The organism is Krasilnikovia sp. MM14-A1259, from assembly GCF_047159535.1.
GTDB lineage: Bacteria > Actinomycetota > Actinomycetes > Mycobacteriales > Micromonosporaceae > Actinoplanes.
Genome location: NZ_BAAGAJ010000002.1, coordinates 648,983 through 672,231, shown reverse-complemented (window position 1 = coordinate 672,231; position 23,249 = coordinate 648,983). Strand labels below are relative to the sequence as shown.

The window sequence follows — 23,249 nt, the reverse complement described above, 5'->3', positions numbered from 1 at the left end:
AGACCCCGCCGCAACCGCCGCGCGGGCGGCCCACCGATCTTCAGACGACCGGTACGCGGGCCGGCAGGCGTGCGCTGCCCTGCCGGCCCGCCGGGACGCGACGGCGCCCCGGTTTGCCGGTCAGCTCGAGGTACGGATGCGCAGTACCTCACCGACACCGGCGAGGGTGCCCTTGTTGGACACGTAGAAGGAGCCGTCCGCGCCGACCGCGACCGAGGTCGGCGTGATCAGACCGGCGCTCGCCAGCTCGGTCCGAGCCCCGTTGCGCTCGACGCGGATCAGCGCGCCGGCCGGGTTGCCCGACAGCAGACCGTTCTTCGTGATCTCCAGCACGATCAGCCGGCCGCGCCGGTCGAACGCGATGTCGATGATGTTGGTGAAGCCGTCGGCGTACACGGTGGGTGCGTGGCCGGGTACGACCCGCCAGACCTTCGCCCCGCCGACCGGGAACGGGAACCCGGTGAGCTGGCCGACGTACCAGGCGCCGTCCGGGCCGCGGACCACCGTGGTCGGCACGAAGTGCATCGGGATCACCGCGCCACCGGGGCCCGGCGTCGGCCGGACCGGGAAGACCGCGAGCGTGGAGATGTGGCCTTTGCGGTCGATGCGGAGCAGGTCGTTCCCGCCCGCGTCGGTGGCCACCACGCCGCCGCCGGGCGCGGGGGCCAGCCCGTACGGGTTGCTGTCCGGTCCGGTGCCCGGCTGCCCCTGGTCGGGGTTGTTGGCGGCTTCGAACGCGGCGAGGTCGGCGAAGCGGCGCGGCCCGTACCTGGTCAACCGCACGACCGTGCCGGTGAGCGCGCCGGCCGTGCCCAGGCTGGCCCGCCGGGCGGGGTCGGTGCCCAGGCCGAGCGTGACCAGGGCTCCGGCCGAGGTGAGCGCAACGTCGTGCGGCCCGAGGACCTCGCTGGCGTTGCGGGTGCCCAGCGAGGGCAGGCCGGTGGCGATCCGCCACTGCCGCCCGTGCTGGATCGCGGTGACCGCACCGGTGGCGCTGAGGCAGAAGTCCGCGCCTTCGGGCCCCGGGACACAGGGGCCGACACCGGCCCGGCCGGCCTCGGTGACCAGGATCAGTCCGCCGGGTCCGAGCGTGAGGCCCCGCGGATTGTCGAGACCGGTCGCGATCACGTCGATCCTGGGGGCCGGCGCGCCCGGCGAGCGGGGGGCGGCCAGCGCCGGGCCGGCCGCGCCGACGACCGTCGCGGCCGCCACCAGGACGGTCAGCCAGCGCCAGGGATGTTTCGCCATCAAGTCTCCTCACGTACGGTGCAAAGCCGATGAACGGAACGTATAGGCTGTGTCTTCTCGATTGGTACGAAATAGTATTTTTCGTCCGCAAGTTATCGTGTGGCGATGGCTGATGTGCGCGTCGAGCGCGATGGGACGATCACCACGATCTGGCTGGATCGGCCGGAACGGCGCAACGCCGTGGACGGTCCGATGGCGGCGGAGCTGCGGGCGGCGTTCGAGGCGTTCGAGGCCGATCCGGGACAGCGGGTCGCGGTGCTCGCCGGCTCGGGCGCCACGTTCTGCGCCGGTGCGGACCTCACCGCGGTGGCCGACCCGGCGCGCCGCAACGAGCTGGACCCGGACGGCGCCGGCGGCGGGCCGATGGGACCGACCCGGCTGCAACTCGGCAAGCCGGTCATCGCGGCGATCAACGGGTATGCCGTGGCCGGAGGTCTGGAGCTGGCGTTGCTGGCCGACCTACGGGTGGTCGAGCGCGACGCGGTGCTGGGCGTCTTCTGTCGCCGGTGGGGAGTGCCGCTGATCGACGGCGGCACGGTGCGGCTGCCGCGGATCGTCGGGCTGGGCCGGGCACTGGACCTGATCCTCACCGGCCGGCCCGTCGATGCCGCCGAGGCGCTGGCGATCGGGCTGGCCAACCGGGTCGTGGAACCCGGCCGCGCCGTCGAGACGGCACGGGAGATCGCGGAGCAGATCGCGGCGTTCCCGTACGCGTGCGTGCTCGCCGACCGTGCCTCGACGTACGCGGGCCTCGATCTGCCGGTGCCGGAGGCGCTGCGCGCCGAAGGGGTCGCGGGCGTCCCGATCGTCGCGGGCGAGGGCGTGGCCGGAGCGGCCCGCTTCGCCGCGGGGGCGGGGCGGCACGGCAGTTTCACCGAGCGGCGGGAGTAGCCGCGGGCGTGCGGTCACGCGAGCCGGTGGGCGATCTCGCGGACGGCGGCGTTGATCTCCTCCTCGGGGGCGTCGAGTCCCTGCGCGGCGAACACGGTGAGGTTGACGCTGAGCAGCGCCACCCGGATACGCAGAGCCTCCTGCACCGTGGCGCCCGGTTCCGTGACCGCGTCGAACAGCGCGCTCAGCCGCTCGAAGGTGCTCTCCTTGCCGGGGTGCAGATACCGGACGACGTGCTGGTTGGCCAGGGCGAACTGCATGGCCTGCCGGCCGTGGTCAGCGCTCAGGTGCAACATCCGGTCGATGACCTCGGCCAGCAGCTCCGGCCCGCGGGCCTGCGCCGAGGCCCAGGCAACGAGCTCGTCCAGGGCTGCCAGGTAGTCGCCGAACAGGGACCGGACGATGTCCTCCTTGCTGCGGAAGTGGTAGTACAGCGCGGCCTTGGTGACGCCGAGCCGCTCGGCGATCTCGCGCAGCGAGGTGGCCTCGTAGCCCTGCTGGGTGAACAGCTCCATGGCCACCCGCCGGATTTCGGCCCTGGTGTCGTTTTGCCGTCCCGCCACGCCGGTCATCTCCTGTCGCTCATGTGAGCCTGCTGTCGCCGTCCTCATATTACTTGCCTGCTTGCCGACCGGTAAGGTATCAACTTACCGGTCGGCAAGTAGAAGACTGCGGGCCCACCGGTCGGCAACCTGATTCGCCAGGAAAGGCAAGCACTTGAGTTCGAACGCAGCGGACACCGCCCAGGTGGCGGCACCGAGGTTCACCCACCGCGAAATCATGGTCACGATGAGCGGCCTGGTCATCGCGATGCTGCTGGCCATGCTGGACAACATGATCGTGGCCCCCGCGCTGCCGACGATCGTCGGCGAGCTGGGCGGCCTGGAACACCTGGCGTGGGTGACCACCGGATACATCCTCGCCTCGACCGTGGCGACCCCGATCTGGGGCAAGCTCGGTGACCTGCTCGGGCGCCGCCTGACCTTCATCTCGTCCATCGCGATCTTCCTGATCGGCTCGGTCCTCTGCGGCATGTCGCAGAACATGGCGGAGCTGATCGGCTTCCGCGCCCTGCAGGGTCTCGGTGCCGGCGGCCTCATGGTCGGCGTCATGGCGGTGGTGGCCGAGATCGTGCCGCCCCGCGAGCGCGGCAAGTACCAGGGCGTGATGATGGCGGTCATGCCGATCGCCATGATCGGCGGCCCGCTGGTCGGCGGCTTCATCACCGACAACCTGAGCTGGCGCTGGGCCTTCTACGTCAACCTGCCGCTCGGTGTGGCCGCCCTGGCGGTGTGCTGGTTCGCCCTGGCGAAGCTGCCCCGCGGCACCGGCCGCGTGCGCATCGACTGGACCGGGTCGGCGCTGCTCACCACGTGGATCACCGCGCTCGTGCTGATCACGAGCTGGGGCGGCACCGAGTACGACTGGAACTCCCCGCAGATCATCAGCCTGGCCGTGGTCACCGTGCTGGCCCTGGTGGCGTTCGTGTTCGTCGAGAGCCGCGCCGCCGAACCGATGATGCCGCTGACGGTCTTCCGCAACCGCAACTTCACGCTGGCCGGGATGCTCAGCTTCATCGTCGGCTTCGCGATGTTCGGCGGGATGACGTTCCTGCCGCAGTTCCAGCAGTTCGTGCAGGGCGCCTCCGCCACCAACAGCGGGCTGCTGCTCATGCCGATGATGATCTCCATGATGGTGACCTCGCTGGCCGGCGGTGCCGTGATCAGCAAGACCGGCCGTTACCGGGCCCTGCCGATCGTCGGCACCGTCCTGATGGCCACCGGGCTGGGGCTGTTCGCCACCATGGGCATCCACACCTCCCGGAGCATGACCTCGCTCTACATGGTCGTGCTGGGCGCGGGCATGGGCTGCCTCATGCAAACGACCATGCTGATCGCCCAGAACAGCGCGCCGCTGCGCGACGTCGGCGCGGCCACCGGGGCGGCCACGTTCCTGCGGAACATGGGCGGCTCGCTGGGCGTCTCCGTGCTCGGCTCGGTGTACACCCACGCCCTGACCGAGTCCCTCGCCTCCCACGCCGGCCCGGCCGCGACCGGTGCGGCGGGAGGTTCGGTAGCGCGGATGACCCCCGAGCTGCTGCGCAGCCTGCCCGAGGCGGTGCGGCACCTGTTCCAGCAGGCGGTCACCGACGGCGTCAACGCGGTCTTCACCTGGGCTGCGATCGTGGCCGCGGTGGGCCTGCTGGTCGCCCTGGCCATCCGCCACGTGCCGCTGCGCGGCTTCGCCGCCAAGGAGCAGCCGGCGGCACCCGAGACCGCGGCCGAGCTCGACATGGAGCCCGCCGCGGCCTGACGCTCCGCAACTGCGTGGGCCGGTCCACTGGGGACCGGCCCACGTTCGCGTCGGTGAGAGTTCACGATGCGGCACGGTGCACCGTATGCCCGGTAATAGGGTGTTCGCGTGAACGGCGTGGAACTCCTGCTCATCATCGGACTCGGCATCGCGGTCACCGCGGTGGCCCGGCGGCACCGGATCGAACCCGGCTGGGTGATCGTGGCGCTGGCCGCGGCGGCATCGTTCGTACCCGGAGTGCCCCGCCTCGAACTCGACAGCGAGGTGATCCTCGCCGTGGTGATCCCGCCGCTGCTCTACTCGGCGGCCCGCGGCGCCTCACTCTCCGGATTCGGCGCCAACCTGCGCGCCATCGTCTACCTCGGCGTCGTGCTCGTGGTGCTCAGCGCAGGCGTCCTGGGCTGGATCTCGTCGCTCCTGCTGCCGTCGGTCGGGCTGGCCGCCGCGTTCGTGCTGGGCTCGGTGCTCGCCCCGCCGGACACCATCACCACCGTCTCGCACGGCGACGAGATCGGCCTGCCGAAACGGGTCACCTCGATCCTGACCGGGGAGAGCCTGGTCAACGACGCGACCGCGCTCACACTGTTCAGCCTCGCCATAGCCGCCGTCAACGGCGAGGACGCCACCTGGGCCGGAGGTGTGCTGGCGCTGCTGCGTACGGCGGCGATCGGGCTGGGGATCGGGTTCGCGTTCGCCCTGGCCGGGCTGCGGATCCGCAAGCGGCTCGGCAACCCGACGCTGGAGACCTCGCTGACGCTGCTGCTGCCTTTCACCGCGTTCCTCACCGCCGAGGAACTGCACGCCTCCGGAATCCTCGCGGTGGTCGCCGCCGCGTTCTCGATGAGCATCAACCTCACACTCGACCCCCGGCACCAGTACCCCGGCGGCTACCTGACCCGGCTCCAGGAGGAGCAGGTGTGGCGCGTCGTGGACTTCCTGCTGGAGACGTTCGTTTTCGCGTACATCGGGCTGCAGCTCAAGTTCGTGCTGCGCGACCTCGCCGAGTCCGGGCAACCGGGCCTGGCCCGTACGCTGGCCGCGGCGGGTGTGCTGCTCGTGGCCGCGATCGGTTTCCGGATGGCGGGCGCGTTCGGGCTGTTCGGCCGCTGGACCCTGCGGCACCGCGCGGCCGAACGACACGCCGCCCGCGACGCCCGCTACCGCCAGGCCCGCGAGCAGCGGACGGCCCGCCGGCGCGGCGAGGTGCTGCCGCCGCCGACGGTCAAGGAGACCGTCCTGGTCGGCTGGACCGGCATGCGGGGCATCCTCACGCTCGCAGCGGCGGCCGCGGTCCCCGAGCACACCGCCTCGGGTGCGCCGTTCCCGGGACGCGGCGCGATCCAGGCGATCGCCCTGATCGTGACGCTCGGCACGCTGCTCATCCAGGGCACCACCATCGGCTGGCTGGCCCGCAGGCTCCACTTCGATCTCGGCGCCGAACGGACGCAGGAGGAACGGATGCGCGAGCAGGCCCACCGGATCGTGGCCGAAGCGCGTGAGCAAGTGCACCGGGCGCAGGGAGTGCACGCCCCGCCGGCACCGGCCACCCGTTCCGCCGCGGACATCGACGCATCGTTCGAGGCGCAACGGCTGGCCCTCGGCAGGGCGGTCGTGGAGCGACAGGTCACCGAGGAACTCGCCCGCGAACTGATCGAAGACCTCGATCTGCGGCAGGCGGCCCGGCACACCGCCCACCGGTACGACGGCTCCGAAGGGGACACAACCGTCCGCTGAGATGACCAACATCGAGGTGTTCCGGCCGACGACTCCGCCGGCCGAAGCCGGCCGGATATGGCCGGCAAACCCCCTGCCAGCTGTGTAAACGCTGGGAATCAGGCTGCCGAGGGAACCAAAACGACCACCTGCACTTCGCGCGCACGAAGCACTACACGTTTGCTGCGGTGGACGTTACACTTCGGACACACATGGCCCGCCCAGGGCATCCGCGCGCGTCGTTTTACGGGGAGGAACGTTGCGCATCGCCATCCTTGGACCGCTCGCCGCCACGCATCACGGCCAACCGGTCGCACCGACGGCGGCGAAGCCACGCACGGTACTGGCCACGCTGGCGACCAACGTCAACGACGTGGTCCCCATGGATTCCCTCATCGCCGAGTTATGGCAGGATTCGCCGCCGCGCAACGCGCGCACCACGATCCAGACGTACATTCTCAGCCTCCGCAAGCTGATCCACACCGCCGCGCAGCGCGCCGGCGTGGCCGATGACGCCAAGACGGTGCTGGCCACCACGCCCGCGGGATATCTGCTGCGGGTGTCACCCGACTCCGTCGACGCGAGCCACTTCGAGCGTCTGGCGAACATCGGCCACCGCGCCCGGGAACGCCAGGACCACGTCGCGGCGGCCCGGGCGTTCGCCGAGGCGCTGAGCTGGTGGCGCGGGCCGGTCTTCGTGGACGTGCAGGGCGGGCGCCGGCTGCGGCTGTGCGCCAGACGGCTCGGCGAGGCCCGGCTCAACGTGCTCGACTGCCGGATCGAGGCCGACCTGCGCCTCGGGCGCCATCACGAGCTGCTCGGCGAACTGTCCGCGATCACGGCGCAGCACCCCACGCACGAGGGCATGGTGGCTCATCTCATGCTCGCGCTGTACCGGTCGGGGCGGCGCTACGAGGCGCTGGAGGCGTACCAGCGGCTGCGGATGGGCCTCGCCGAGAAGCGGGGACTCGAGCCGGCACCGGCCCTGCGTCGGCTGCACCGGTCGATGCTCAGCGCGGACCAGGCCGGCACGGACGTGACCGAGACGTGGCAGGCCACCCATTCCGGGGCGCGGCGGGCCGTGCCCCCGCAGCGGATCCCGGCGGAGGCGGCCGCGCTGCCCTGGTCGGTGTCACTGCAGAACTAGCCGACCATCCGGTACGGCAGTGCGTGCACCGTCTGGGCGAACCCGTCGTCGTCCAGCCGGTAGCCGGACACGTCGAGCCGCACCGGCCGGTGGCCGGCCACGGCGGCCAGACCGGCGGTGACCTGCAGCCGGGCACTGGCCGCCCCGAGGCAGTAGTGCGCGCCCTTGCCGAACGTGACGGCGGCGCTGCGGCCGCGTCCCGGGCAGAACGCCGCCGGGTCCGCCACCCGGGCCGGATCGACGTTCACCGCGACGATGTCGACGACCACCGCGTCGCCGGGACGCAGACGGATGCCGAGGCAGTCGCAGTCGGCCACCACCCAGCCGTACACGCCGAGGAACGGCGGGCTCAGGCGCATCGCCTCCTCGGCCACGTCCGCGTACGCGACGTCTCCGGCCCGGGCCGCGGCCAGCGCCGCCGGGTCGCGGTACAGCGCGTGGCACGCCACTGCGATGCCGGTCGTCACCTGGGGCACCCCGGCCGCCAGCAGCTGCGCGACCGTGGCGACGTCCGCCCACGGGTCCGGGCCCTCCGCCTCGGCGTACCTCTGCAGTGCGGCCACCAGCGGGGTGACCGGCGGCCCGGCGGTCAGCTCGTCCACCGCGGCCCGCAGCGCGCGCATCGCCGCGGTGAACGCCGCGGTCTGCCGCTGCGGCAACTCCAGGACGCCGCGGAAGCGGGCCCGGATGACCGACATGACGATGGTGTAGACCTTGGCCAGGGTGGGCCAGCGTTCCGGCGGGAAACCCATCAGCCGGAACGTGCCGTCCAGGCAGAACGGCTCGACGAACGCGGTGACCAGGTCACCGGCCGCGGGCAGCACCGCCATGCGGGCGGCGGCCAGCGCGGTGAACGCGTCGGCGAACTCGTCGACCGCCGCGGGCGCGTACGCCCGGCGCAGCGCCCGGCTGAACACCGGATGGCTCGCCCCCCGGTGGTACCACAGCGCGAAGAACTGGCTCACGGACGGGATCTCGGCCGCCGACGGCAGCGCGACCGCCGACGGGCCGGAGTCCAGCGCCATCCCGATGTGCGGGTCGCGCAACGCGACGTCCGCCAGGTCGTGGGTACGCACCACCCACTGCCCGGTGTCGGCGCGCCAGGTCAGGCCCGGTGGCAGCGCCACGGCGGCCGGCTCAGCGGGCATCGCCGCCCCCGATCCGGTACGGGATCGCCCGCACCTCCTTGAGGTTGTTGTGCGTGTCGATGCGGGTCCCGGCGAGGTCGAGCCGGAGATCCGCCCGCCCGCGCACGAGCTGGCGCAGCCCCGCCGCGACCTGGATCCGCGCGCTGTACGCGCCCAGGCAGTAGTGCGTGCCCCGGCCGAACGTGAGCACCTCGCTGGGCCGTACCGGGCATCCGCGGGCCGGGTCGGCGGCCGGGGTCCGGTGCAGGTTCACCGCAGCCACGTCGATCGCCACGATCGTGCCGGCGGGCAGCGGAACCCCGAGGCAGTCGCACGGCTCGGTGACGAACCGGAAGATGTTGCCGAACGGGGGATGCTGGCGCAGCACCTCCTCGGCCAGGTCGGTGACGTCGACCGTGGCGTCGCGGATCGCGTCGCGCAGGTGCGGCGCGGACCAGATGTCGCGGCAGGCGATGCTCGACCCCACGATCATCGGCTCGATCCCGGCCATGAGAAGTTGCCCGACCAGCGCGGCGATCGGCCACGTGCTGGCGTCGATCGTGGCGAGGTCACGTGCGGCCAGCAGGAACGGTTCCTCGCCGGGACCGGTGAGCATCTGGTCGGTCAGCCGTTTCAGGTAGTGCATCGCCGTCGCGAACGCGGCCGCCTGCTTCTCGCCGTACTCGGTGACCCCGAGCAGTTGCTGTTTGAACAGGTGGATGACGAGCCGGGCGACCTTCGTCAGCCGGGGCCACTGCTCCGGCGGCACCCCGATCAGCAGGAACGTGCTGTGCATGAAGTACGGCGACAGGTAGTCGCGGGCGAGGTCGCCGTGCGGCGGCATCGCGGCCACGCACCGATCGGCCTCATCCCGGAACGCGGTGTCGAACGCGCCGACCACCCGGGCCGTGAACGCCCGGCGCAGCTCCGTGTTGAACCGCGGATAGTGCTCGCCGACGGTGTACCACAGCTCGAAGAACTGGGTGATCGTCGGCGACTCGCCCGGCGGCGGCAGCGCACCCGCCCGCGCGGACTTGCCGTGGTCGACCCCGGTGATGATGTGCGGGTCCCGCAGCACGATGTCGGCCAGGCGCGGGTCGCGGACCTTCAGCCGGCCCCGGTCGGCGTCCCAGCGCAGGCCCTCCGGCAGGACCGCGGACGCCAGCGGCCCGGTCATCGTGCCGCTCCGGCGACGGTCACCGGCAGTTCACGCGGGTAGTACGTGAACAGGTTGCTCGACAGCACCACATCGGACAGATCGCCGTCGAAGCGCAGGTCCGGGAACCGGGCCAGCACCCGGGCGATCCCCTCCTGCATCTCGGCGCGGGCCAGCGCCGCGCCCAGGCAGAAGTGCGGCCCGTGGCTGAACGCGATCTGGCCGGACGCCGACTCCCGGGTCAGGTTCAGCACGTCGGCGTCCACCCCGAACACCGAGGTGTCCCGGTTGCCGGAGCCCAGCGACACGAACACGGTCGCGCCGGCCGGGATTGTCACGCCGCCCAGCTCGACGTTCGCGGTGGCGAACTTGGCCACCGCGAACCCGGTGCCCATCTGCGCCCAGCGCAGCAGTTCCTCCACCGCGTTGCCGATCAGCTCCGGGCGCGCCCGCAACAGCGCGAGCTGCGACGGGTTGAGCAGCAGCGCGAAGAACGCGTTGCCGAGCTGCACGGCGGTGCTCTCGTACCCGGCCATGAGCAGCAGGATCACGGTTGACACCAGCTCCTCGGTGGACAACTGCGACTCGTCGTCGTCGCGCAGCGCGATGAGCTTGCTGAGCAGGTCGTCGCCCAGCGCGCGGCGCTTGCGGGCGATCAGGGTGGCGGCGTACCGGCCGATGCCGCCCAGCGCCTCACCGAAGTCGGCGAACGACGACTGCATGTCGCGCCGGGTGAGCCGGGAGGCCAGCGCCGTGAACTCGGCACGGTTCGCCACCTCGATGCCCAGCAGGTCGCAGATCACCCGGATCGGGATCTGGTACGCGAAATCCGCCATCAGGTCGAACCGGCCGCCACGCGCCTCGATCGCGTCCAACATCTCGTCGGTGTGCGCGGCGATCCGCGGCCGCATCGCGTCCGCCTGCCGCTGGGTGAACGCCTTGGCCACGATGCGCCGCCAGCGGGTGTGTCCGGGCGGCTCCGAGATGGACCCGCCGAAACTGAACACCGGGCTGGACCGGTCCGCCTGGTAGCCGGTGTCCACCCGGGCCGCGCCGTCGCGGTCGATGCTGCGGCTGAACCGCGGGTCCAGCATGGCGGCGCGGACGTCCTCGTACCGGGTGACCAGCCAGGCCGGGTCGCCGCTGGCCAGCTTCACGCGGGCCACCGGGGTGTTGTCGCGCAGCCAGGGCCACTGCGGTGGCTCCTCGAACGGCCGCTGCCGGGCGAACGGATACGGTCGGGCGGTCACATCCATGTCGGTCCTCCGGTGACGGTCACGGTGCGTCGGTGCTCCGGTGAGGGGGTGAGGGTGCCGAGGCGGTGCGCCCGGTGGGCGCGGACGCTGTCCAGCAGCGCGGGCTCGGGGGGTGTGCCCGCGTATTCGCTGAGCACGTGGTGGCCGAGGAAACCCAGGAACGCCTCCTGCTCGGGCGTCAGGCCCAGCCTGTTGTTGTGCGTGTGCAGGTAGCTGACCAGCAGCACCTGCCGGCGGCGTGCGGCGTCGGCGTCCGGGCCGGCCAGCGTCACCGCGGGCAGCACGACCGGGTCGGCGGCCACCGCGGCGAGGGCCGCGCCGACGGCGGCGCCGTACGCGTCGTCGCCCGGCTGCAGCTCGGCGAGCACCCGGGCGGCCTGGGCAGCGACACGGTCCCGGCGCGCCGCCAGCAACCCCGGCCAGGTGCCCAGGAACTCGTCGAACACCCACGGCGACCACAGCAGGCAATAGCGGCCCAGGAACGCCGCCGCCTGCGCCGGGGACAGCCCGGCCCCGCACAGGCCGCGCAGCATCATCGTGAACGCCATCCCGAGCCGCCGTCCCGGCCGCTCGGCCAGCCGGGGCAGAGCGCTGAGCACCAGCGCGGCGCTGCGGTCGAAGAACTCCTCCGCCACGGCCACCCCGGCCGGGCCGCCGTACTTGTCGTGCTCCGGGGTGTAGGTCGCGGCCCGGACGGTGTCCCTCGGGTACGTCGGTCCCGCCGCCACACCTTCCAACGCCGCCATCGTCGGCTGCGCCTCACGCCGGAACTCGTCGAGGTCGAAGGCGAGCTCGTCCGGATGCTCGCGCAGATACCGGGCGAACTCGGCGACCAGCACCGCGGCGACCGCGTCCGCGTCGGCCGCCTCGGTGCGCACCCGCACGCGGAGGTGGTGGCCGCCCTCCCAGTACCGCAGGAAGAACGCGCGCCGCACCCGCCCCTGCGCCCGCAGCCGAGCCAGGGCGGGCGCCAGCGCGTCGGTGAGGAACGCGTCCTGCCCGCCGAGGCGGTGCACGTGCAGGCTGCGCCAGACGTCATCGGGCATGGTGGAACTCCACGAAGAACTCCTCGGCTGCGGTGTCGGGATCTGCGGTGTCGGGATCGGAGTCCGGCGGCACCGGCAGGCATTCGTGGATCAGCACGGATCCGCCGGGCGTCGCGCGGGCCTGCTTCGCGAACACGTGGGTCAGGAACGGATTGCGTACGTCCAGGAAATGCGGCTTGTGCAGCCGGGCGCTGCGCGCCTCCAGTGCCCACTGGCGCGTCTCGGCCAACAGGTCCCGTTCCCCGGCGGGCAGCACGGGCGGGGCCAGCATCCGGAAGAACAGCCGCCGGGGCAGCCCGGCGGCCCGGCACCACCGGTCGAACGCCGCCAGGCCCGCGGCCTCACCGCGTTCCAGCTCCGCCAGCGCGGGCAGCTCGCCGACGCCGAACCGCCACGACCGGCGGTCCAGCACCAGGTCACCGAGCACCAGGCGGGGCCGCGGCCCGGTACGCGGCCCGTCCGCACGGTCCAGTTGCTCCCACAACCCGCCCCGGTACGTGCGGGTCGGCGCGAACACGCACAGGAACCGGTACAGCATCGGCGCCGCCGCCGGGTACAGGAAGTTCAGCGGCACCAGGTCGATCGGCTGAGAGTCGCGCGCGGACACCAGCACCAGCCGCCGCCTCTGCGGATCGGCCCGTACGGTGAGGTCGGCCAGCGTCAGCGCGCCCGGCGCGGCGGCCACCGACCCGGGATAGACCAATTCCAGCGGGCTCAACCGGGGATGCTGGTTGAAGTTCAGCCCCAGCACCACGGTGAGGTCGGCCTGCCGGGGCCCGGTCCGGGCCAGGTGCCGGCGCAACGCCGCGGACAGGCTCCAGCCGTCGCCGTCCTCCGGCTCCAGCAGGTCGCAGTAGCGGGAGAAGAACACCCCGTGCCCGGTGGTCATGCCGTTGATCACCGCCCGCCCGGCGGCCCGGTCGAACTGCACCCGGTACGCCGCCGAGCGCCACGGCGGCACCGACTCGGGCAGCCGGCCGGTGAACGCGCGCAGCTCCGCCGGGTCCAGCACCAGCTCGTCCGCCGCCGGATCCGCGGCCAGCCGCGCCCGTAGCAGGTCGAAGAAGTCGCCGCGCAACGCCCGTACCGCGTCGGCGGCCGGGTCGTCCACCCCGCACATGACCGCGCTCGCCGCGGCCGGGGCCAGCTCGGCGAACTGCCGGTACAGCTCCAGCAGCGGCGCCTCGGCGGCCGGGCCGAACCGGTCCGCGAAGAACCGGTACAGGCCGAGCTTCTCGATCGTGGCGTCGTCGAGCACCGGGACCAGCCGCTGCAGCAGGTCGAGGTGGTCGCGGTTCGCCTCCAGCACGTCCGGGCGCCACGTGCGGGGGCGGCCCGTGGTGCCGACGTCCTCGTACATGGCGGCGCGCATCGCCTCCCGCGCCGGGGGCGGGCCGCCGCACACCTCGGCGAACCGGTGCACCAGCGCGCGCAGCTCGGCCAGCAGGCCGGTGCGGCGGCGGGCGCCGGCCGCGGCGTACGTACGCTCCACCGCCCGCAGCCGCTCGAAGATCTCCGCGCACGCCGCCGCCTGCGCGGTGCCGACCTGGCGGAGCCGGTCGGCGGCCTGTCCGGCCAGGTCGGTGGTCTGGTCCGGCAGGCCCAGGCCGCGATGGCACAGGCCGACCGTGACGAGCTTGTCGATCGTGTCCGCTGCCGCGGGCACCCCGGCCGCGGCCAGGCGATCGCGCAGCTCCCGCACGGTCAGCTCACCGTCGCCGAGCGCGGTGACCAGGAGGTGCACAAGGTCCGTGGCGCGTGCCGCAACCACTCGGTCCGGCGCGAACCCGTCGTCGGCACCCTCCATCGGCCGCCGCAGGAAGTACGCACGCCCGTCGCGGATCGTCACCGAGTTGTTCATCCGCACCCGCAGCAGGTCGTCGGCGCCGTCGATGCGGTGCAACTGGTGCACCATCCACATGAGCAGGCCGACGCTGAGGCGGACCTGCGCGTGCCGCTGGCCCCGCGTACCCGGACCGGTGTGCCACGGCCCCGCGCCGATCTCCGTGAACGCGCCGAACGGCGACGGTTTCAGCGCCACCCGGTAGGCGAAGCTGGTGATCGTGCTTTCCGCCCGGCGCGTCCGGCTGGGCTTGCGGGCCGGGTCGAACGGGTCCGCCGCGTACGCCGTCACCTCGCGGTAGACGTCCTCGCCGGAGAGTTGCACGCCGCGCTGGAAGTCCTCGCCGGTGGCCACGGCCGCGAGGGCGCGCCGCCCGTCGGCCAGGTCCGCGGCCAGCGCCCGCTGCACCCGGGCATCCAGCGCGTCGGCCGCCGCGCGCTCGCGGGCCCACTCGGCGAGCAGGTCCCGCACCGGCTCCGGCAGCAGGTCCGGCCGGGACGGGGGCCGGACCTGCCGGTCATTGTGTACGGCGCGCCGCGCTGCCAGAAGTTCCCGCCGCTCGTCGGCCGATGCCGCCGGAACCAGCGCGTGCACCGCGTCGGCCAGCTTGCCCGCCAGCGGGGCCCGCCGGGCAGCCGCCGCGTCGCACTCCTCCAGCAGCTCCCAGAACCGCCGCGGCACCAGGCCGTCCAGGGCGGCCAGGCCGATCGTGCCGCGCCGGAACAGCAGGTACGGACTGAACTCGCCGCTCACCCGTGCCTCACCGTCACCTCCCAGTCGAGGCCGGCGCGTACCGCGCCGACACAGATCTGCGCCTGTGTGCCCGCGTCGTGCCCGTCCAGCCCGTACGCGGCGTCGATTGCGGGCGCGTCGAATCCGAGAAACGGGTGGTTGCCCAGCCCCGCCGCGGTCGCCGCGAGGATCACCGCGTCCATCGCGACACCCACCGCGAGCTGCTGGGTCCGGTAGTGGCGCGCGGATCGGCACGCGTACCGGGGTGAGGCGGCGACGTGCACCGTGAACGCGGCGAGCTCCGCGTTCACCCCGTCGCCGAACATGGCCGCCTGCAGGTACGGGCCGAGGGCCGGGTCGGGGCCGCGACCGGCCGGGGTGAGCCGGCCGCGGTCGTGGGCGTACCAGCCGGGCGGGATGTCCCGCACCCGGTGCACCGCGACGTACAGGGAGGTCGCCGGCGCGGTGTCGCCGCAGCGGAGCAGCCCGGTCACCGCGTCGGCGCCGTGGCGCAGCACCGTGGCGAGCTGCGCCGGGTCGGCCGGGGCGCCGGTGAACTGCGCTCCCCCGGACCGCCGCCGGACGATCACCGCGGGATCTGCCGGATCGACCGCGACCGGGGCGGGCAACGCGACCGCGCCGCGCCGGGGCGGTTGCGGCTGGCCGGCGTCGAACTGGAATCCAGGGGGCTCTGCGGTAGTCGGTCCGGCTGTTGCGGGCTGGGCTGTTGCGGGCTGGGCTGCCGCGGGCTGGGCTGTTGCGGGCTGGGCTGCCGCGGGCTGCGTCGCGGGCGGTGGGGTCGCCGGGAGATCCGCGGCGAGCGGTGTGGCGCGGGCCGACGCGTGTACCAGGTCGAACATCGGGGACCGTTTGATCCGGCGGGACCGCTCCAGCAGCTCGGGTGCTGCGAGCGGCGGGGCGCCGGCTCCGTCCGCGGCGCGGAACACGGCGTCATCGCCGGCCGGGTCCGCCGCGCGGGTGGCGGGGCCGCACCCGACGACCGCGTACACGCTCTCGTCGCGGCCGTCCACGCCCAGACTGGTGTTCAGCGTGTCGTCCGCGAAGTCGGTCCACACCCGCGACGGACCGAACTCGGCGGTGGACAGCCGCATCAGCCTGCCCAGCACCACGCCGGCGTCGACCGCGCCCAGCCGGTACGAGAATTCGCCGTACTTGTAGAAGTTCTTCCAGAACCGGCTGGTCAGCAGCAGTACCACCGCGGGCAGCGGCGCATCCGGGGCCAGCCGCAGCCCGGCGCGCAGCCGCGCGCCAGGGCTGCCGGGCAGCGCCAGCAGCTCCATCCGGTACGGGTCGACATGCCACAGCCGCTCCGCGGCCACCACGTACGTCTCGGTGGGGTGCATCGCCCCGCCCGACGGCACGGCCCGCCGCAGCGTCGCCCGGGGCCCGCGGACCGCGGTCACCGCGACCGCCCCGGCCAGTACGCGGGCCAGCGCACCGGACGGCGGCACCCGTTCGCCGCCGCGGTGCACCTTCACCGGCCATGGGCCGTCGGCGAAGTCGGCGCGCCAGCCGGGCGGGTTCACCGACTGCGGGTCCTCCCGCAGCCGCCGCAGATGCGCGGCGATCCGGTCAGGGGAAGGGGTGCGGGACACCGCCGACCTCCTCCCCGGGCCGCAGCCCGCTGTCGTACGGCACGCCGGTGCCGTCGGTGAGCCGCGGCAGTCCCTCGGTGCGCCGATTCAGGTGCCCGAACGTCATCGGCACCAGACCGGGCACGATGACCCGGGTGCAGTGCAGGCCGTTGCGGGCGAGCTCCGGCATGGTCTGGTCGACGGCCAGCACGTCCAGGCCCACGGCGAGCATGTCGCCCACGGCCCGGTGCAGGTCGGCCCGCAGATCCGGATCGTGGTCGACGACCGTGCCGGTGACCTCGGCCAGCGGGACCGCCGGGCGTCCGGAGTCGAGCAGGAACGCGTACCGGCCGCGTGCCTCCGGCAGCGAACCGGCCAGCGAGTGGTCCTCCATCCGCCGGATCAGGGCCGGGTCGTCGAGCATTCGCAGCCCGTCCGCCCGGCGGCGCGGGTACGTGTGCCGGGTGGCCAGGATGCTGCCGATCAGCTCGTGCAGCCCCCCGGTGACGGCCTGCTGCGGGTCGGGATGGGCGCCCGAACCGGCGAGCACCGCCGGGCCGCGGCCGGACCGGTTCTCCGCGGCCAGCCAGAACGTCGGCAGCCCGTACTCCATGGTGGACCGGAAGCAGCGGAACTCGAAGCCGGTGAACAGCCGCGCCTTGCGCAGTACGGACCCCAGCTCGCCGTCGGCCGGCAGCTCCACCTCGGGCAGCGCCAGCCGCCGGTACCAGGCGAGCAGGAACGAGTCACGCTCGGCCACCTCGCGCAGTCCATGCAGGATCGCCTCCTCCGCGGAGCTGCCCACGGCGCAGCCGTTCGAGGTGTCGTAGACGAACGAGACCTCGTGGTCGTGGCGCGGCCCCCAGAACGCGGCCCGTTCGGGGACCAGCACCCGGCCGCCGTCGCGGAACGAATAAGCCCACACCCAGTCGATGACCGTGTCCGGGTCGAACGCCCGGTAGCGGAAGTCGTCGCGGGCGTACGAGCTCACCGGGTGGGTGCCCAGCCGCGGCGGGTAGACGGCCCGGTCGGCGACGTCGGCGTACGCGGCCCGCACCGGCGCCCGCCGGCCCCCGCGGTGCATCCCCGCGTACCGTTCCAGCCCTTCCAGGACCGCGATCGCGCGGCTGTCGGCGTAGTTGCGGGCCCGGCCGATGGCCGGTTCGCGCCGCCCCCACCGGGTGGACAGCTCGACCGAGCACGCCCCGTACGGGCTCTGCAGGTCCTGCTTGACTTCCTTGAACAGGCCCAGTCCGGGGTACAGGTAGTCGGCGGCGACCCGCACCGGGTCCACGCGTGCCGTGCGCAGGGTGGCCGGGGCCGGTTTCGTGAGCGCGACGTGCGCGGGGGTGAACGCGGGTACGGTCTCGGAGCCGGGCCGCCCGCAGATGGCGCAGGTGGAGTCCGGCAGCAGCATCTGAGGTTCCGCGGTGCCCGCGTCGGCGTCCACGACGAGGACCGATCCGGGGTCGGCCAGGGCGCCGGTGAGCGACGCGCGGGTGTACCGCTCGACCATGGGCAGCGCGGCCGGGCGCAGCGTCCACACGCCGGGATCGCGGGCGGACGACTCGGCGGTGGCGTCGAGATCGGGGCCGAACGGTGAGTTTGCGACGCGGGTGACGAGGCAGCGGGGGCAGCCGGGGCGGCCGGGCGTCCACCACGGTCCGACGTAGACCATAGCCCGCCATGTGCCGACGAACAGCAGCGACCGACCCAGCCCGACGCATTCCACCATGGTGTCGTGGTGGGCGTCGACGTCGGTCAGTTCGGCCACCAGAACGCACACGCCGCCCGCGTCCGGCGCAGCCGCCGTGCTCACCCGCGCGGCGATGTGCCGGGCCAGGAAGCCGTCGCCGACCACGTCCGTCGCCGCCCGCAGCGTCGCGGTCATGCGGGCACCCCCGGCACGGCGATCACGTACGCCGCGTCGCCGAGGAAGCCGAGCAGGTGGCTCAGGTCGCGGCCGGGCGCCCACCGGGCCCGCTCGTCGAGGCGGGCCAACGCCTGCTGCCAGGTCCCGGCCGGTGGCGCCACGTGCGCGGGCACGCCCGGGGCGCCGCCCACGACCGTACGCAGCAACGCGTTGTCTCGGGCGTGACCGGCGTGTACGCCGTGGCCGGTGACCGCACCGGCCGGGGTCTCCAGCACGACCCGGACGAACCCGGTCGCGATGACGTCGGCGCCGGTCTGCCGCCACGTCAGGCCGCGCGCCGCCAGTTCCCCGGCGAGGAACGCGCCGGCCGGCGCGAGCACCGCCGGTTCGGCCTCCTCCGCCGCGGGGTCCCTCGCGCCCGCCGCGGCATCCGTCGCCGGTTCTGTCGCGTCGGGCCCGGGCAGGGGACCCGGTGCGGTCGGGGCCGCGGCGGAAGCCGCCAGGCGGGCGCGGTAGACGGCCTCGGCGTGGGACCAGCCGGCGCCGACCTGCCAGCCGTCCGGCAGCGCCCCGGCGGCGGCCGCGATCCCGCGGGCCAGATGTTCCAGCGCCACGAGGACCACCTGGTTGCGTGCCTCCCGCGGGGAGATCGCACGGCAGACGACCGCGGTGGTCGACGGTTCCGCGGCCGTGTTGTCCGGCTCGGCGACCCGGCAGACGCTGGCGGCCAGGGGGATCTGGTCGACGTCCTCCTCCCCCAGCGCCAGGATCGGGCCGAGCACGTGGTCGGTCCATCCGGCGGTGGCGGTGACGATGCGGTCCGCGACCGCGACCAGCTCGGCCTCGTCCTCGGCGGCGGGAACGTCCGGGCGGACCAGATCGTCGGCCCGCCCCGGGCCGGGGTCCAGAGTCGAACGGACCGCACCAGCCCGGCGAACGTCCGGTCCCGAGTGGACCGGGCCCGCCGATGCCGAGTGGACCGGGCACCGCGGGTGGCGGCGGGGTAGATGGGTCCGGACGACCGGGGCGAGTGGTTCGACCGTGGTGATCCGGTCGAAGCCGTCCTGCGGCGCACCGGCCAGAGTGGTGAAGGCGTGCTGGGCCAGGTGCAGCGCGGCGATCGTGGCGGGTGCAGCCGCCGGCGGCAGCGGCTTCCCGGTCGCCGCGACCGCGCGCGCCGCCATCCAGCGGTGCAGGCAGGACCAGCAGCCGTCCGGACCGCCCGGCAGGGCGACCGTGAAGTCGCCGCACCGGCCCAGCACCCCCAGGTTGCGCCCGGATTCGCGCAGTCGTGCCTGGGCCGCCCCGATCACCGGCACCTCGGCCGGGTGGGCGCTGCCGGTCTCGTCGGCCAGCAGCACCATCGCGGCGTCCAGCCGACCGGCCCGCTCCGCCAGCTCGGTCGGATCGAGCTCGTCGGCGTACTCGACCGGGTAGCGCAGGTGGCCGTCCCGGCGCATCGCGGCGGACAGCACCTCGGCCACCCGGCTGTCGTCCGCCTTGGTGGTCACGACGTGCACCCGCGCCAGCCCGAAGTCGGTCAGCGCTGCGAGCAGCGCGGTCAGGGCGACGCCGCCGCCGGCCACCAGCAGGGGCGCGGACCGGGCCTGGTGGAACCGCGCGACCGGCCGGTCGGCGTGCAGGCCGAGGAAGTCGAGCTGGGCCGGGTAGAGCTGCCGCAGCCAGTCCGGCACCGGTTCGGCCGGGTGCCGGACCTCGGTGACGAAGCCGTTGCGGGCCAGCGTGGCGACCAGTTCGCGGACGGAACGCCGGGCCGCGTCGGGCAGCCCGGACACCAGTTCGTCGACGGTACGTTCGCCGTCCAGGTTGCCGAACACCGCGGCCACCAGCCGGTACGCCCCGGCGCCGCGGATCGTGAACGAGCCGGCGTTGTTGCTCAGCCGCACCCCGTCGGGGCGCCGGACGAAGAACGCGTCCGGCCGTACCTTGAATCGTCCGGTCATCGCAGCTTCCCGTGCGTGGTGTACGCGGCCCCCGCGGCCCGCTCGGACACGACCTCCACGACGCCGGGGCGTTCGCTGTCGTCCAGGGCCTGGCAGTGTTCCCGGACGGCGTCCGGGTCGACGTCGCCGACGACCCGGGCGACGAGGCGCTCCAGGCCGTCGGCGCGGTCGACGAGCACCCGTGCGTCGGCCACACCGGGCAGCCGCAGCAGGTGCCGTTCGACGGCGCGGGGGTAGACGAGCACGCCGCGCAGCTTCTCGCCGCCGTCGATGCGGCCTTCGAGGCACAGGTTGCCGGCCGCGTCGAACCGCCCGTAGTCCGTGCCGGCCACGTGGTCGCCGACCGGGCGCGGCGGCTCACCGGGACGCCACAGGTGGTGGCAGCAGTCCGGCCCGGCGACCGCGATCCGGCCGATCCCGTGGGCGTCGGGGTCGCGGATCCACACGGCCTTGCCCGGTATCGGCGCGCCGACGTGCTGGTTGTGGCCGGGGTCGGGGTCCACGGCGATGGCGCCGGTCTCGGCGGTGCCGTACAGGTTGGCGGGTGCGACGCCGCGGAACCGGTCGCGGATCAGGTCGACGCGGGCCTTGGTGAGGTGCCCGCCGCCGAGGAACAGCGCGACGTGGCGCATGTCCACCGGCGCTGGGGTGCCCGCGCAGGCGGCTGCCGCGACCGCGGGGACGCTGAGCACGAACGTGTCGTGCCCGGTCCGCGTCACGGCCGACCAGTCGTGCGGCCGGAAGATCACCAGGTCCCGTTGCAGGAACAGGCTGGGCAGCACGGTCATGAAGAACGCGGCGGAGAACTGCAACGGCAGGCAGGTGGCCAGCGTGCCCGGCAGGCGCCCGCCGAACGCGGGCCGCAGCATGGCGTGCTCGTAGTGCAGGGCGACCAGTTCCCACGTGTCCGCGTGACTGATCGCCAGTTTCGCCGTACCGGAACTGCCGGAGGTCGCGACCCCCCACAGTGGGCGGTCCGCGGCCGGGACCGGCGGGTCGATCTCGTGCAGACCGGGTGCGAGCGCCCGCCCGTCGCCGCCCGCGGTGGCCCACAGCAGCGTCGTGTCCGGCACGGCGGCCACCGCGCACAGCGCGGCCAGCGAGGCCAGCCCGGTGCTCGGATCGATCCGGTACGCGCCGCCCGGCCGCACGCCGTCGCACCGGTGGGCGGCCAGGTCCGCCCAGGTGGCGTACTCGTCGCCCCAGCGCACGCCGGCATCGGTCGTCGTGGTCAGGAAACGCTGGAATGCTGCCCGACCCATGCCACCCACCCTTCGATGCTGCGGGGGCCGCCCTCCGCGGGGGCGCCGTAGCCCTGGTTGGTGAGGTAGGCCCGGACGACCACCGACTCCAGCGAGTCGAGGGTGCGGTACGGGTCCTCCTCCTGTACGAGGTGGGAAAGCTGCGCCCGCAGGTCGTCGCTCACCGCCCCGCCTCCTTCCGCCAGAAGGCCGCCACGGCCTCGTTGAACTGTGTCGGCGCGTCGTGGCTGGCGATGTGTCCCGCACCGGGGATGACGTGCCCGCGCACGTGGGGCCCGTACCGGGCCGTGCCGGTGGCGGCCGCCCGTTCGACCGACTTGAGCGTGCCGTTGATCAGCAGCGTGTCGACGCCGAGCGCGCCGAGGTCGTCCGGCCGCACCAGCGCGGTCGTCTCGTACGCCCGCTCGGTGTGCGCGGTGAACGCGGCCAGGGTGGCCCGCCATCGGGGACCGTGCAGCCGGTCGTACTCGGCGACAAGGTCGTCGTCCGCGTCGACCAGCGGGCCGAAGCCGGCCAGCAGCGCGAGGAAGACGTCGCGGTCGAGTCCCGGCGCGAAGCCCGTGAGGACCAGCGAGTGCACCAGGTCGGGCCGGGCGGCGGCGACGCGGACCGCGAGCGGCCCACCCAGGTACGAGGCCGCGACGAGCCGCCCGGCCCCGAACCGGGCGACGATCGCGAGCACGTACGCCAGCGCGGCGTCCAGATAGTCCGGTGCGGCGTCGAGCCGGCACCGCCCGTGCCCGGGCAGGTCGACCGGGACGACCCGGTACGGCCCGTCCCAGGCACGGATCTGGGCGCTGAAGTGCCCGTACGAGGTGCCCAGCAGCCCGTGCAGCAGGTACACGGGCGGCCGGCCGGCCGGGGTGCTCAACCGATCGCGACGGTCGCCGCGCCGGCGGGGTCGACGAAGTGGTCGACGCGCATGCCGCTGGCCTCCAGCCGGCTCAGGATGTGCCGTGGCCGGCGCAGGTCGGCGACCAGGAACTGCGACGTGTTCGCGTCGTTCTGCGCCTGGGTGCCCGCCCGGTACGGGGCCACGTCGGGGCTGCCCGGGCTGAACACCCCGGCGAGGCCGACGGCCCGGTCCTGGAACTCCTGCGGCTCCCGGGTGGTGAGGACGAGCCGCTGGTCCGGGCAGGTGAACGCGACGACCGCGAGCATCCGCAGGTACTCGTCGTCCTTGACCCGGGTGGTGTCGCGCGACGCGTTGGCCGGCCGCATCCGGGGCAGCGACAGGTCCACGACCGCGCCGCGTTCGCGCAGGTGGGTGCCGTGGGCGACGAGGTCGACCAGTTCGGCGGCGAGGTCGTCGTGCAGGCCGACGAGCACGCCCGGGTTGACGTACCGGAAACCGGCGTCCAGCCACCGGTCGAATGAGACGACCCGGCGCTCGAAGTCGGCCTTGGGGACCGACAGCGGCGTGTCGCCCATGAACCGCCGGTACGTCTGCCGGTCGTAGGACTCCTGGAAGACGCACATGGTGATCGGCTCGGTGGGCCGGACCCACTCGCCGAGAACGTCGATCTCGTCCGGTTCCATGCTGCCGATGTTGAAGTAGATGCGTTCGAAGCCCATGTCCAGCGCGGCGCGCATGGCCCAGCCGATCCGGAACGCGGTGCTCAGCCGCGTGTATTTGTCCTGGTACTCGCCGGTGAGGAAGCCGACGCCGCGGACGCCCTCATGGGTGTACAGGATGTCGAGCTGTTCCAGGATCTCGTTGCGGCCGGAGAACTTGCGCTCCATCCGGGCGTTGCCCTTGCGCATCGAGCACATCTTGCACTCGGAGTCGCAGTGGTTGGTGGTGTAGAGCGGGACGAACGTGTGCAGGCGCGGCTCGCGGGCCGTGCACCGCGCCTCCGCGGCGGCGATCAGCTCCGCGGTCGTGATGGTGCGGTCCTGCCACAGCGCGAGCGCCGTGGCGGTCCTGCCGGCGGGCGGTTCCTGGCCGACCGGCAGTGCCAGCGCCGCCCTGGTGTCGACCAGCCCGGCTTCCTTCTGCACCGTCGTGAAGTCCGGCTTCGTGAAATCCGTCGGCGCGGCAATGGTCTGTTCCCCCACAACATCCCCTTCCAGCACTATGCCG

General features: G+C 73.6%; 18 protein-coding genes. 4 read left to right on the top strand and 14 right to left on the bottom strand.

Features of this window, described 5'->3' with window-relative positions; translation table 11 throughout:
* Positions 1-120 precede the first annotated feature (120 nt).
* The gene (locus tag ACMCNK_RS02870; protein ID WP_412734811.1) at positions 121-1,248 is read right to left on the bottom strand and encodes a ScyD/ScyE family protein; all 1,128 of its coding nucleotides are present in this window, start codon (positions 1,246-1,248) and stop codon (positions 121-123) included.
* A gap of 105 nt (positions 1,249-1,353) precedes the next feature.
* Between ACMCNK_RS02870 and ACMCNK_RS02865 the strand changes: the two genes are divergently transcribed.
* The gene (locus tag ACMCNK_RS02865) at positions 1,354-2,139 is read left to right on the top strand and encodes a crotonase/enoyl-CoA hydratase family protein (protein ID WP_412734810.1); all 786 of its coding nucleotides are present in this window, start codon (positions 1,354-1,356) and stop codon (positions 2,137-2,139) included.
* Between the two features lie 14 nt (positions 2,140-2,153).
* Here the strand turns inward: ACMCNK_RS02865 and ACMCNK_RS02860 are convergent, their stop codons facing one another.
* On the bottom strand, positions 2,154-2,702 hold the full coding sequence (locus tag ACMCNK_RS02860) for a TetR/AcrR family transcriptional regulator (protein WP_412734809.1): 549 nt from the start codon (positions 2,700-2,702) through the stop codon (positions 2,154-2,156).
* A gap of 154 nt (positions 2,703-2,856) precedes the next feature.
* On the opposite strand from ACMCNK_RS02860, the gene ACMCNK_RS02855 reads away from it, so the two are divergent.
* From ACMCNK_RS02855 to ACMCNK_RS02845, 3 genes are all read left to right on the top strand, one after another.
* A complete protein-coding gene (locus tag ACMCNK_RS02855) occupies positions 2,857-4,452 on the top strand; it encodes an MDR family MFS transporter (protein ID WP_412734808.1) in 1,596 nt (531 codons plus the stop codon).
* Positions 4,453-4,560: 108 nt separating this feature from the next.
* Positions 4,561-6,186, top strand: a complete 1,626-nt coding sequence (locus ACMCNK_RS02850) for a cation:proton antiporter (protein ID WP_412734807.1) — start codon at positions 4,561-4,563, stop codon at positions 6,184-6,186.
* 238 nt (positions 6,187-6,424) lie between these two features.
* Entirely contained in the window at positions 6,425-7,312 is an 888-nt protein-coding gene (locus tag ACMCNK_RS02845) for an AfsR/SARP family transcriptional regulator (protein WP_412734806.1), read from the top strand.
* Here ACMCNK_RS02845 and ACMCNK_RS02840 read toward each other — a convergent pair.
* From ACMCNK_RS02840 to nocL, 12 genes are read right to left on the bottom strand one after another with little or no spacing between them, the layout of a single operon-like run.
* Entirely contained in the window at positions 7,309-8,460 is a 1,152-nt protein-coding gene (locus ACMCNK_RS02840; RefSeq protein ID WP_412734805.1) for a cytochrome P450, read from the bottom strand. The genes ACMCNK_RS02845 and ACMCNK_RS02840 overlap by 4 nt on opposite strands.
* Positions 8,450-9,616 carry a cytochrome P450 gene (locus ACMCNK_RS02835; protein WP_412734804.1) on the bottom strand — a complete coding sequence of 389 codons (1,167 nt, stop codon included), beginning with the start codon at positions 9,614-9,616 and terminating at the stop codon, positions 8,450-8,452. The genes ACMCNK_RS02840 and ACMCNK_RS02835 overlap by 11 nt, the downstream gene beginning before the upstream one ends.
* Positions 9,613-10,851 carry a cytochrome P450 family protein gene (locus ACMCNK_RS02830; protein WP_412734803.1) on the bottom strand — a complete coding sequence of 413 codons (1,239 nt, stop codon included), beginning with the start codon at positions 10,849-10,851 and terminating at the stop codon, positions 9,613-9,615. The genes ACMCNK_RS02835 and ACMCNK_RS02830 overlap by 4 nt, the downstream gene beginning before the upstream one ends.
* Positions 10,842-11,897 carry a lantibiotic dehydratase C-terminal domain-containing protein gene (locus ACMCNK_RS02825; RefSeq protein ID WP_412734802.1) on the bottom strand — a complete coding sequence of 352 codons (1,056 nt, stop codon included), beginning with the start codon at positions 11,895-11,897 and terminating at the stop codon, positions 10,842-10,844. The genes ACMCNK_RS02830 and ACMCNK_RS02825 overlap by 10 nt, the downstream gene beginning before the upstream one ends.
* Complete coding sequence (locus tag ACMCNK_RS02820) at positions 11,887-14,493, bottom strand: lantibiotic dehydratase (RefSeq protein ID WP_412734801.1); 2,607 nt, start codon at positions 14,491-14,493, stop codon at positions 11,887-11,889. The genes ACMCNK_RS02825 and ACMCNK_RS02820 overlap by 11 nt, the downstream gene beginning before the upstream one ends.
* Positions 14,490-16,088 (bottom strand): hypothetical protein, encoded by a 1,599-nt coding sequence (locus tag ACMCNK_RS02815; protein WP_412734800.1) that lies wholly within the window; start codon positions 16,086-16,088, stop codon positions 14,490-14,492. Before ACMCNK_RS02815 ends, ACMCNK_RS02820 begins: the two co-directional genes overlap by 4 nt.
* Positions 16,066-17,958, bottom strand: a complete 1,893-nt coding sequence (locus ACMCNK_RS02810; protein WP_412734799.1) for a TOMM precursor leader peptide-binding protein — start codon at positions 17,956-17,958, stop codon at positions 16,066-16,068. Before ACMCNK_RS02810 ends, ACMCNK_RS02815 begins: the two co-directional genes overlap by 23 nt.
* Entirely contained in the window at positions 17,955-19,904 is a 1,950-nt protein-coding gene (locus tag ACMCNK_RS02805; RefSeq protein WP_412734798.1) for a hypothetical protein, read from the bottom strand. Before ACMCNK_RS02805 ends, ACMCNK_RS02810 begins: the two co-directional genes overlap by 4 nt.
* Positions 19,901-21,166, bottom strand: a complete 1,266-nt coding sequence (locus ACMCNK_RS02800) for an AMP-binding protein (protein ID WP_412734797.1) — start codon at positions 21,164-21,166, stop codon at positions 19,901-19,903. The genes ACMCNK_RS02805 and ACMCNK_RS02800 overlap by 4 nt, the downstream gene beginning before the upstream one ends.
* Positions 21,136-21,330 (bottom strand): hypothetical protein, encoded by a 195-nt coding sequence (locus ACMCNK_RS02795; protein ID WP_412734796.1) that lies wholly within the window; start codon positions 21,328-21,330, stop codon positions 21,136-21,138. The genes ACMCNK_RS02800 and ACMCNK_RS02795 overlap by 31 nt, the downstream gene beginning before the upstream one ends.
* Positions 21,327-22,037, bottom strand: coding sequence for an alpha/beta fold hydrolase (locus ACMCNK_RS02790; RefSeq protein ID WP_412734795.1), 711 nt, complete (start codon positions 22,035-22,037; stop codon positions 21,327-21,329). The genes ACMCNK_RS02795 and ACMCNK_RS02790 overlap by 4 nt, the downstream gene beginning before the upstream one ends.
* The gene (gene nocL, locus ACMCNK_RS02785) at positions 22,034-23,224 is read right to left on the bottom strand and encodes a 3-methyl-2-indolic acid synthase (RefSeq protein WP_412734794.1); all 1,191 of its coding nucleotides are present in this window, start codon (positions 23,222-23,224) and stop codon (positions 22,034-22,036) included. The genes ACMCNK_RS02790 and nocL overlap by 4 nt, the downstream gene beginning before the upstream one ends.
* Positions 23,225-23,249: the final 25 nt, after the last annotated feature.

What these genes read in the sequence shown, in the direction of transcription:
- ACMCNK_RS02870 (WP_412734811.1), bottom strand. Translation starts at nt 1,248, where the DNA reads ATGGCGAAACATCCCTGGCGCTGGCTGACCGTCCTGGTGGCGGCCGCG.
- ACMCNK_RS02865 (WP_412734810.1), top strand. Translation starts at nt 1,354, where the DNA reads ATGGCTGATGTGCGCGTCGAGCGCGATGGGACGATCACCACGATCTGG.
- ACMCNK_RS02840 (WP_412734805.1), bottom strand. Translation starts at nt 8,460, where the DNA reads ATGCCCGCTGAGCCGGCCGCCGTGGCGCTGCCACCGGGCCTGACCTGG.
- ACMCNK_RS02835 (WP_412734804.1), bottom strand. Translation starts at nt 9,616, where the DNA reads ATGACCGGGCCGCTGGCGTCCGCGGTCCTGCCGGAGGGCCTGCGCTGG.
- ACMCNK_RS02830 (WP_412734803.1), bottom strand. Translation starts at nt 10,851, where the DNA reads ATGGATGTGACCGCCCGACCGTATCCGTTCGCCCGGCAGCGGCCGTTC.
- ACMCNK_RS02825 (WP_412734802.1), bottom strand. Translation starts at nt 11,897, where the DNA reads ATGCCCGATGACGTCTGGCGCAGCCTGCACGTGCACCGCCTCGGCGGG.
- ACMCNK_RS02810 (WP_412734799.1), bottom strand. Translation starts at nt 17,958, where the DNA reads ATGACCGCGACGCTGCGGGCGGCGACGGACGTGGTCGGCGACGGCTTC.
- ACMCNK_RS02805 (WP_412734798.1), bottom strand. Translation starts at nt 19,904, where the DNA reads ATGACCGGACGATTCAAGGTACGGCCGGACGCGTTCTTCGTCCGGCGC.
- ACMCNK_RS02800 (WP_412734797.1), bottom strand. Translation starts at nt 21,166, where the DNA reads ATGGGTCGGGCAGCATTCCAGCGTTTCCTGACCACGACGACCGATGCC.